This window comes from Paraburkholderia sediminicola, assembly GCF_046027355.1.
GTDB classification, from domain to species: Bacteria; Pseudomonadota; Gammaproteobacteria; order Burkholderiales; family Burkholderiaceae; genus Paraburkholderia; species Paraburkholderia sediminicola_B.
The window spans coordinates 1-7,891 of record NZ_JAQQEK010000077.1 but is presented as its reverse complement, the minus strand read 5'-3'; the positions used below and the strand labels follow the sequence as shown (position 1 = coordinate 7,891).

Genomic DNA, 7,891 nt, shown 5'->3' with positions numbered 1-7,891 from the left:
TGAGGGACTGTTGACCTTCGACAAATGTCGCGGGTAGGTCCGAAGCGTGCTAACCCCGGCTAAATCGGTCGCCCTCGCCCATTGGATGAACATCCATTCCGCGACCAGCCGGTGACTCGTGCGATATGTAGGCCGCGACCTGCGGCTGCGCGAATCACGATCGCTTGACGCAACACCTGCGCTAACGATCAACGTTGTTGTTAACCCTATTTCAACAACGCAACTAACCGTCAATTCGCGGTGTGGCAGCCTTGCCAATCAACTGCATGCTTTGCGCGGGGACGGGGCGTTTTCCAGACGCGCTGTTCGATGAGCACGCTAGGGCGGCCGCGCATTCATGGACTGCGCGCATTGCCGTTACGCTCTGATACTCTGGCGACGACGGTATGACGTTCACCACGCGCCCCGGGCAGGTCGCCTCGATCATGTGCTCCCGAAAATCCTCACCAGTCAATCGAAGTGCGGCTGGAGCACGTCCTCACGATCGCCTGCCAAAAGGGTTCTGTCGCAGTAAGGAAGGGCCGGAGTGACCGATCCAGCTTCTGGCCTCGCGCACTAGGCGATTCCGTTCAATTGCAAGCGCTCCTTTTGCGGGGCGCTCAGCCGAGCAATACCGAGCCACCCTTCTCGACGTACGCCTGTAGCAAATGATGGGCAATTGCGAACGGCTTAGGCGTCGACAGCTCGTCCGCGTGCGTTCCCGCGAGCATCGCCGCAACCTCCTGGCGCGAGAACCAGCGGGCGTCTTCGAGTTCGTCCGTATCGACGACGATGCCGGTATCGCTCGCCTGCGCAAAGCAGCCGATCATCAGCGATGAAGGAAACGGCCACGGCTGCGACGCGAAGTAGACAACCTGTGCACACTTCACGCGAGCTTCCTCCATCACTTCGCGGCGCACGGCGTCTTCCGCGGTCTCGCCCGGTTCAACGAAACCAGCAAGCGCCGAGTACATTCCAGGGGCGAAATGGCGCTGGCGTCCGAGCAGACAGCGTTCGTCGTCTATCACCAGCATGATCACGACCGGATCCACCCGCGGGAAATGGCGTGCGCCGCAAACATCGCAGATGCGTTGCCAGCCGGCCGTCGTGACGCGGCTTTCGGAGCCGCAGTTTGCGCAGAAGGAGTGGCGGCGATGCCAGTCGAGCATCGACTTCGCCTCGGCCAGTATTCCCAGCGTTCCCGCAGCGACGAGGTCTTGCAGCGCGAGCGAGCGAAGGTCGATGCGGTCATAGCCGATGCCTGGCGATGGGTCCAGTGGCGCAAGGTTGAGCGCGAAGCCGAGCGCGAAGCGTCCGCTGCCGTCGGTGTCTTCCCCGAGGAAGATGCTATGAAACGGCTGACCAAAGGCAGCGGTCTCGCTGGCGACGAACCACGGGTCATACTCGCTGCCTCGCTTGAGCAAGGGGACGTCGCCGTCGAAGACGAGAAAGCGCGCGGCCGGGTCGCTTCGTAGATGCTCGAAGAAGGTGTGGTCGTCCCGCTTGTCGGAGCGGCGGTGGAGCGGGTTGAAGTTAAAGCCGATGGACGCGGAAAGGGCGGTCACCATGGTCGTTGACATATGGGCGAGAGGATCCGCAAGTATGGCACGGGGTTCAGTCCGGTCGCTCGCTGGGGTTCAGTCGGCGTCGACACGAAGGACGCCAGCCGGGCCGCGTGCTGCCGATCGCGGACAGGCAGGGACCGGCCATGAACAGCCGTTCGACACACGTTTCTGATTCGTCGACAATTGGTGAACCTAAACAAACCTCGACGGAAAACCTGAGATGCTGCTGCGGCCGACAGGAATCCAGATTGAATCAACCCGGCTCTTGATCAAACCGTTCACGGCCAACGACGCGGATGCCACGTTCGCATGCATCACCCCTTCGCTCACCCGTCACATGGCGTGGGAGCCGCCCGCATCCCGGCATGACTTCGACGGTGTCTGGCGGTCCTGGATACCGTCGATAGACGACGGGTCAGACTATATATTCGCGATACGGCAACGCGCTGACGGGAGTATCCTTGGGTTGGCCGGACTCCACCGCGTACGCACTGAGAGCCCGGAACTTGGCATCTGGATTCGTGAAGATCGCCATCGAAATGGCTTTGGCCGCGAAGCCGTAACTCTTGTTGCGCACTGGGTAACGCGAACCATTGGCTGTGCAAGCTTTACCTATCCGGTTGCCGAAGAGAACCGCCCCAGCCGGCGCATCGCCGAATCGTTAAGCGGCGTCATCGTGGAAAGCCGCGTGACGCCAAAGTACAAATCCTGCGTTTACCGAATTCCTCGCCGGCCAGTCACGAGCGAGGTATAAGCGGTTCGGCCTTCGAATTGACATCCATCGGCCAGGAACGGCCGGTCGACCACGTGGCTGAAATCGGCGACAATCCCAGGGGAGCAAGTAAGAAACCGTTCAACCAAATGATCACGGATACCAGAGATAGCGCCGTCGAACCTGCCTGGATGTCTGTGGCGATTGCCGAATGCGGCGTCAAACGTTTTCCGGTTGGCGAAACGAATCCACGGATCGTCGAATACAACAACCAAACCAACCTCGTTGGTTACGACGACAAAATCTCTTGGTGTTCCTCATTCATAAACTGGTGCCTGGCAAGCGCCGGAGTTCGCGGTACGGGATCGGCATTGGCGCGGTCCTGGCTCGATTGGGGTGTCACCCTTGAGAACCCGATCTTCGGCTGTATTGCTGTTCTGACGCGCGACGATCCCACAAGCTGGAGGGGGCATGTCGGTTTCTATCTTCGCCACGACGCTGATTTTATTTATCTCTTAGGCGGAAACCAGTTGGAAGAGGTTCGCGAGTTAGCCTATCCGATCGCCTCGGTGCTCGGTTTTAGATGGCCGAAGTCGTTCTGACGCCGTCCAGTTTATTGAAAAGCAACGCGCTGACCGTGAAGGGTCTTCTGCGCTAGCGTGAATGTCCGTTACGGGGAAACACGGCCGACCGCTTCGGGTTGTGCCCAGTCCACAGCGATTCCCGCGAGATCCGGGAAGCTCATGCTTTTTGAATAAAGCAAAGGTCGGCCACCGGACCTTGATCCGGCGCAGCCGAATCGGCGACAATCCAGGGCCGTATCCGTTTATCAGATGGAGCCTCATGAGTGTCATTCAGATACGCCGCGCGATCCGCGCCGACGCCGCCGAGTTGATCGCCGCAAACTTGGCAAGTCAGGACTACCATTTGCCTTGGGTCACATCATTTACCGATCAAACGGGATTCGATAACTGGTTTGCGCGTGGCCTCACAGGACCGAACGTCGGTCTCGTTGCGCGTGGCGTAGCAGCGAATAGAGTCGTCGGCGTAGTAAATATTAACGAGATAGTCGCAGGCGCTTTCCAGAGTGCATATCTCGGGTATTACGGGATGGTGAACTTCGCCCGGTCCGGGTTCATGACCGAGGCACTGCGGGCGGCTGTTGGCTATGCCTTCAGCGAACTTGGATTGCATCGGCTGGAGGCAAACATTCAACCAGGAAATACAGCATCGATTGCACTTGTGCGTCGGTTGGGTTTTAGACAGGAAGGCCTTTCGCCACGCTATCTCCGCATAAATGGCGAATGGCGAGACCACGAGCGATGGGCGTTGCTGGCCGATATGGCCGGTTAAACACAGCGTGCTCACGCAGAAATTGTTTTTGTGTCAATATTAACAGCATGGAACTTCGTAACGTCCCGAGCAAGGCTCACCACCATCATCACGGTCGCTATCCGTTGCGCCGTGGTTCGTTACGTCCATAGCAAGGAATTCGGCCTCATGGTCCATTCCATGTGCAAACGACCAAGGCGCTTAAGGCGCCTTTTTTTATTGCTCCACCATCAAGAGCTGAAGATGACCGACTCGATAAGCTATCGCCGCGCAACTATCGACGACATTTTTAAAATTTGCGAGCTGGGTCAAATCTTGAACGCGATTCACCACTTGGCACGCCCCGCTATCTATGCCGATGCCACAACTGTGATGGGTCGGGACAAACCGCACTGGCTCTCCAGCCTTCAGGAAGAAGATCGAGCTACGTTTCTTGCCGAGCTTGGCAGCAAGGCGATCGGCTTTATCACCGTTCAGGTGGTGCAGCCGATAAGCCCGTTATTGCAGCCGATGGTCGTTGGCCGCATCGGCTCGGTCGCTGTTTCCGAACAACTGCGGGGACGCGGAATCGGCAGCACACTGATGAAACTCGCAGAAGAGTGGGCGCGGAAACGCGGTGCCACCGACGTCAGGCTGGCCGTTTGGGCGTTTAACGAACAGGCGGTCGATTTGTACCGGGAGCTTGGCTATGAAATTCGTGCATTCGAGATGGGAAAGCGAATTCAGGCTGCTGCGGATATGGCCGCCGATGGACAAGGCGAGGCATCCCGCGTCGAACGTGCGCCGGATGTCGCGCAACTTCCAGGCTAGACTTTCTCGCACATCCTGCTCGCTTCACGAGCGGCCATAGTCTTGCCATCTCAACAGCCTGGTAGTCTAGGTGCCACACGGCAGCGGCGGGCGGGCATTGCCGGGCCAACAATCTGAAACAAAGGTGCAGCCGCGACAACAAAGGCTCGCGTCGATCATGTGTATCTGACAACGGAGCTCTCTGCGGTCCATAACATCACGATGAGCGCAGTGGTGAAGCGTTTCATCAATGAAGAGGGCCCTCGGCATCGACAACATAGGCCTAGAGATCGCAGATAGTCCTGCCGCAAGGCGAGCGCCATTGCAGACGCTCCATTTATGGAACCTGCAGTCCACGTCCGGGCTAGTTTTGATAAAGTGAGGCGCTTGGCCAGTGACGATGATCCAGTTATCGTGCTCCCTGGGATTCGAACGCGCCAGCGGCCGTCTGACCGCCAGTTTATGCATCGGCTCGCGCGGGAAGCCAGGAAAATCGACAATCGGCGCGGGCCGAAGCTCAAGGTCGAGCTGCTCTCCCGTGCGCGCCAGTAGCGCCGCGGCGGCAGCAGCAAGCTTGTCGACGTGCGGCCCCAGAGAGAGTTCGTCCGTTGTCTCTTCCTTCGTGTACTCGAGCAAGGACTCCTCAGATTCCTCGAGCACTGTCAGGAGCATGTTGTCCGCGCCACGCAGCACCAGCGCGGGATAGACCAATACACGCGGCTTTCTCCCGAAGACAGGTGACCCGCTTGCCCCGTAGCTCACGTGAACCGCGTGAAAACATGCGACAACCGAGTCCCTTGTGAGGTAGTTCAAGACCTGCGTAGGCCGCACGTTGAAGGGCGTCTCGGCAGCGAGAGCCTTCTTCGATATCAGCGAAAACAATTCGCTGGCCTGAGCCTTGAAATTCTGCTTCTGAAAGATTTTGATCTTGACGTCTTCGACGGTGCCCTCAACGAAGGCCTGCACTGGGTCAACGAATACGACGATCCATTGCCCACTTGTGATCACGGCTCTGGGCAGCGTGTGACCATATCTCTCTTTCAGACCTTTAACGTAGCCGCCCACTTGCTTGATGTAGGCATGCCATTGCCCCGCCACCGGAGAGTCTTTCTCCTCCCCGCCGCTTCTCCAATGATTGATTCCTGCACCCAACAACACTGGGGGGTCAAAGGACTCCTTCTTTCGCGGCTCCAGAAACGCCTTGTCCCAAGCTTTGGCCTCTATGAGTAAGGCCGGAGCATTGGTGTCTGCTCTGACGCCAAGATAGTCCATGAACGTGGTCGTCTCGCCCTTGAGACGGGCCTCTTCCGCCATGTCACCACCCAAACCGAGCGACCAACCAAGCAGTTCTACGAGTTCATCTAGAAAGTGAACGCGAGTCGTGTGTTCGTGAGGATCGCCTGCCTCCGCGCCGGCGAACTCCGGGCGCGCGTCTGCAGCGATCGACGCATCGAAGCGATCGATCAGATCGGCAAATCGTTGGATGAATTCTGCCTCCTTGACTTCGCGGATCACTGGAGCAGCTCCGGCAGACGATAGAGCAGCTTTCTTGCCGACGGCCACCCTGCTTCCATGAAGATCTCGAGGCAGTCCACGAGCGCCTGGCGCCGTTCTGTAGCCCCAAAGATATCCTTGCTATCCGCCAGGAAGCTGCTTATCAGTCGCACCATCAGCTCGGCGCCCAACGGTTCGTATTGGTAGCCGCCCTTCGCGCCGCCCCCTCGAATCGCACGCGCGGTCAGATCGAACGCACGCTCTGGGTTCTGCGGAGCCAGAATCTCCACCAATTGCAAGAGTTGGTAAATGGTGTGCGGCTGTGCTTGATCTGCGATAAGGTCGAGCGTTGACGCTACCTCGCGCAAGTAAATCTCACACCCAGCCTCGTCGATTCCCGTACCGCCGTTGACTCGACCGGTCGCGAAATAGAGCTGCATGGCTGCCTTGTCGATGAGCTCGACGCACGCTTTCAACCTCGGCACCTGGTCGTCGGGAACAGCGACGCTCGGGTCGTACGTTGCAAGTGGTCCGCTCGCGGCAACGACGATTTGATGAAGGAGGGCTTGAGCCCGATGCCGAAGCGCACCTTCCTCTGATTGGCCAGGATGCAGGCCCAGCACGACTGCATCGCGGAGCGTGAACAGAATCGTTCCGAGCTGTCCGCTGTGCATAGACGGATCGTCCAGCCATCTTGACAGGACGGTCTCCGCTGAGGCTCTCTGATGGGTCACCGAAAGAATCGCAACGAGGTCAGCCAGAGAGTCCTCAAGATCAGCCTGCCTCACGGTGCCGCCGTACCGCGCAAGGAGCGCGAGGATCAGTCGTTCGCTTCGTTCGGGCTCGACATGGATGACCATCCGCAGCACATTGACGACGGAGCCCAAGACCGCAAAGTTGGTCTCTCGTTCAAGACGAAGCTCAAGGCGCCGCCAGAAACCAGCCCGATCGAGATCCCACAATCGAATGAGATGCCCGACCGACTGAGACCGCGCCGCAGGATGGCGATCATCCAGTAAACGATCGATATCCTCTGCAAGTCGTGGGTACAGATCGGCCCGCTGCAGGCAAACGTCCAGCACCGCCGTTGCGGCCTCAATGCGAGCGGCAGGCCCGCCCCAGGACTGCGACTCTTCGTACCGAGACTCCGTCTCGTCGGTGACCTCCGGGTTGCCGGAAGTGGCCGCTATCCGAAAGAGCGCAAGATAACGATCAGTTGGATCGAAGCCCTCTCTGACAACCAAGCGCTCGCCCTGCGCAAGTCGTCCACATCCCTGGCCGATGACGCCTTCACCGTGGTTACGCAGCGCTTCGTCCAAGTCGGGAGCCTCTAGGCCACGAGCGATTGCCTCGAGCAAATTGAGCGTGCGCGCCGTGTCGATCTCGGCGGTCGACGGGCGACCAGGCTTGGCCTCGATGTAGTCCCGGGCCGCCTCTATGGCCTCCATGACGGTGATATTCGACGGTCTATCCCTGTCCAGGTCCTTGATCCAGAAGAAGGGATCAGACGGACCGAATCCGCTTGTGATGCGAAATGGACGCTCGTTTCGAAGGCTGCGCTGGACCGATTCTGTTGGCATGGCCGCAAGAACGGCACGTGCACTCTCGGTGATGAGCTGATCAGGCCCGATGACGCTGTACAGACGCTGGATCAGGTGTTCCCTGGCCGCTTCCGGAGAGGTGTACTCTTCCATTGAGAAGGTCGTCACCGAAGTTTCGAGCGCCTCCCGCTCAGCCATGCTACGCCGCCCATACCCGCGGGCCACGAGGTCGATCGCATCCTTCTGAGTATCGATATTGGAGAGCCAGGCTTCATCTGCCGCAATCGGCCAAAGCCGATCGATCAAGCTATCGTTGCGTCGCACTGCCGCAAGAAAGAGCCTTGCCCATGTCAATGCCCATGCCGATGAAGTCGAGATCTGGTCAGCAACCAAGCAAGCATCGAACTCGGGCAACGCAACAAATGCAGACAGGAAATTCGCGATTAGAGCATCGCCATCCTCGCCATGCTTGTGATGGT

General features: G+C 58.8%; 7 protein-coding genes. 4 read left to right on the top strand and 3 right to left on the bottom strand.

The window, feature by feature from the left end:
- Positions 1-599: 599 nt before the first annotated feature.
- Entirely contained in the window at positions 600-1,559 is a 960-nt protein-coding gene (nudC, locus tag PQR42_RS45140; RefSeq protein WP_408496030.1) for an NAD(+) diphosphatase, read from the bottom strand.
- A 205-nt stretch (positions 1,560-1,764) separates the two neighbouring features.
- On the opposite strand from nudC, the gene PQR42_RS45135 reads away from it, so the two are divergent.
- The 4 genes from PQR42_RS45135 (at position 1,765) to PQR42_RS45120 (ending at position 4,398) form a co-directional block, all read left to right on the top strand.
- Positions 1,765-2,298 (top strand): GNAT family N-acetyltransferase, encoded by a 534-nt coding sequence (locus PQR42_RS45135; RefSeq protein ID WP_408496028.1) that lies wholly within the window; start codon positions 1,765-1,767, stop codon positions 2,296-2,298.
- Between the two features lie 149 nt (positions 2,299-2,447).
- A complete protein-coding gene (locus tag PQR42_RS45130) occupies positions 2,448-2,858 on the top strand; it encodes a TIGR02594 family protein (RefSeq protein WP_408496032.1) in 411 nt (136 codons plus the stop codon).
- A 241-nt stretch (positions 2,859-3,099) separates the two neighbouring features.
- Positions 3,100-3,609: a GNAT family N-acetyltransferase gene (locus PQR42_RS45125; RefSeq protein ID WP_408496026.1), complete on the top strand. Its 510-nt coding sequence runs from the start codon at positions 3,100-3,102 to the stop codon at positions 3,607-3,609.
- Between the two features lie 222 nt (positions 3,610-3,831).
- Positions 3,832-4,398, top strand: a complete 567-nt coding sequence (locus tag PQR42_RS45120; RefSeq protein ID WP_408496024.1) for a GNAT family N-acetyltransferase — start codon at positions 3,832-3,834, stop codon at positions 4,396-4,398.
- A gap of 66 nt (positions 4,399-4,464) precedes the next feature.
- Here the strand turns inward: PQR42_RS45120 and PQR42_RS45115 are convergent, their stop codons facing one another.
- Positions 4,465-5,892, bottom strand: coding sequence for a hypothetical protein (locus tag PQR42_RS45115; protein WP_408496022.1), 1,428 nt, complete (start codon positions 5,890-5,892; stop codon positions 4,465-4,467).
- A partial coding sequence (locus tag PQR42_RS45110) for a hypothetical protein (RefSeq protein ID WP_408496020.1) occupies positions 5,889-7,891 on the bottom strand: 2,003 nt, incomplete at its 5' end. The genes PQR42_RS45110 and PQR42_RS45115, both read right to left, overlap by 4 nt.

What these genes read in the sequence shown, in the direction of transcription:
- nudC (WP_408496030.1), bottom strand. Translation starts at nt 1,559, where the DNA reads ATGTCAACGACCATGGTGACCGCCCTTTCCGCGTCCATCGGCTTTAAC.
- PQR42_RS45135 (WP_408496028.1), top strand. Translation starts at nt 1,765, where the DNA reads ATGCTGCTGCGGCCGACAGGAATCCAGATTGAATCAACCCGGCTCTTG.
- PQR42_RS45130 (WP_408496032.1), top strand. Translation starts at nt 2,448, where the DNA reads ATGTCTGTGGCGATTGCCGAATGCGGCGTCAAACGTTTTCCGGTTGGC.
- PQR42_RS45125 (WP_408496026.1), top strand. Translation starts at nt 3,100, where the DNA reads ATGAGTGTCATTCAGATACGCCGCGCGATCCGCGCCGACGCCGCCGAG.
- PQR42_RS45120 (WP_408496024.1), top strand. Translation starts at nt 3,832, where the DNA reads ATGACCGACTCGATAAGCTATCGCCGCGCAACTATCGACGACATTTTT.